The 1,705-nt window shown below is 53.0% G+C and carries 1 protein-coding gene and 1 pseudogene; both read right to left on the reverse strand.

Going from position 1 to position 1,705, the window contains the following annotated elements; genetic code table 11:
• Window positions 1–264: 264 nt before the first annotated feature.
• On the reverse strand, window positions 265–1,107 hold the full coding sequence (locus tag ABRP98_RS11685) for a hypothetical protein (protein WP_349859357.1): 843 nt from the start codon (window positions 1,105–1,107) through the stop codon (window positions 265–267).
• Between the two features lie 163 nt (window positions 1,108–1,270).
• A pseudogene (locus tag ABRP98_RS11690) lies at window positions 1,271–1,596 on the reverse strand (transposase); the annotation flags it as partial.
• Between the last annotated feature and the right edge of the window lie 109 nt (window positions 1,597–1,705).

A 1,705-nucleotide genomic window follows, 5' to 3' on the forward strand; every position in this document is an offset into this window, starting at 1 on the left:
TTAACTGACGGTGACCGCCCCACTATTTCCGGGGCCCACCATCAGCAAGCGTTACACCACACTAAGGGACGCAACCCGGCTCAAAGCGACATGGATCGTGGACTTGATGGACCGATATGTGCCCGATGCGTTTATCTGTCACGCGGCGGGGATCGAGACGTTGAAGCGCTTCGAGTCGTTCCGCCCAGACCTCAGGGATAAGGATCTGGTGGCGGTGCGGGGGCTGTTTCATGGACACGGACGTGGCGAGGGGCTGCGGGTGGTTTAGGGGGCGAGAGCGACGTTGTTCTCGGTCATCCAAGCTACGAACTCGTCATGGACTGCTTTGCGTATGCCTAGCAATATGTCGAGGTTAGAATACGCAGTAGCAGTCTTTGTCGTATTTCGAAAGTTGATGAAGGAGCGTGCTGCGTAGTCAGCTGCTGCTAACGCGTCTAAGACGAAGCGAATCGTTCGGAGCTCTAACGGCAAAGGGTTGTACATGACGTAATTGCTGTGCTTGTAGGCTGTCCAAGCATGCTGGTGCGTATATGCGCTCGTCTCCTTGTACATCCGGTAGCCGCCCAAGACTTTTAGCGTTTCACGTACTAGCGTGGTGTTGTCAGGGAACTCAAATTTCGTCCCACGATGCCGGTCCGTGTGGACCTTTGTTGCTTCTTTGAGTCGGGGGAATACACCTGGAACGAGGTCACGCTCCTTTTCATAATGAATCTTGTCTGTGACCGCTCGCATGGCCCAGAAACATCGCTCGATTGGTTCAAATGCATTGAGGTAAGCGATCTGTGCGCTGGTCTCGATTGCTGCACGAGCAACGGGGGCGATGGTCACGGGGCTGACGAAAGGACCATCGAGAAGATTGTTGATCGTGTAGAGCCACCCTCCAACGAGGTCTGCAGACCCACCGGTTATTTCTTCGCCGATGAGAGCAACGTTGTAATCCTCGGCGTGGAAATACTCGTTTATGTCTTGCTTTTCTTCCGCTGTGAGACTGAGGTTGGCCTGGCCGATCGTCTGCATATTTTGAGCTGTTTCTTGACACAGCCTCGCTAATGCTGGAAACCAGTGGTCTGGGAAGGGGCGAGAATAATTGGCGTGGGTTTGCATCATGTCGAATAGGATAGCTGGAGGGTGTTCCTATGTAGTTTGTCAATCTCGCGGGTGGGGTTGACGGGGGCGGATCCCTAACTCGGGATTTTTAGGTGTGTTGTTTTTGCGCGCGACTGGTAGCCGACTGGGATTTTGCCCAGTCGGCTTGTTTCACTGTTAGGGGTTAAGCTGCTGCGGCTTCTTTTGCTGGGGCGGGGTCGTGGTAATACTCGTAGTTGCGCATCATGGCGTAAAGGACGTTGAGTCGTCTGCGGGCGAGTGCTACTACTGCGGCGTTGTGTCTTTTGCCTTCATTGCGCTTTCGTTCATAGAATTGGCGTGAACGCTCGTGGAATCTGATGGATGCAAAAGATGATTGCCATAGGGCGTTCTTTAGTTTTTGTTGCCGGCTCTATTCAGTGAGTTCGACATGATCGAGGTTCCGGACTGATTCGTTCGGGGCGATTAGCCAGCGTAAGAGGCTAGGTGCCCAGCTGAGAGAGTGTCTGATGGTTTGTGTGTGGGAACCTAACCCGCATAAGGAGATGAACCAGAATGACTACTATGGCGAGACGAGATCTAAGCTGATAAGGCCAAGATTGATGCGATTGAAAAGAAG

Origin of the sequence: Corynebacterium sp. KPL2838 (assembly GCF_040225455.1) — a bacterium.
GTDB classification, from domain to species: Bacteria; Actinomycetota; Actinomycetes; order Mycobacteriales; family Mycobacteriaceae; genus Corynebacterium; species Corynebacterium rhinophilum.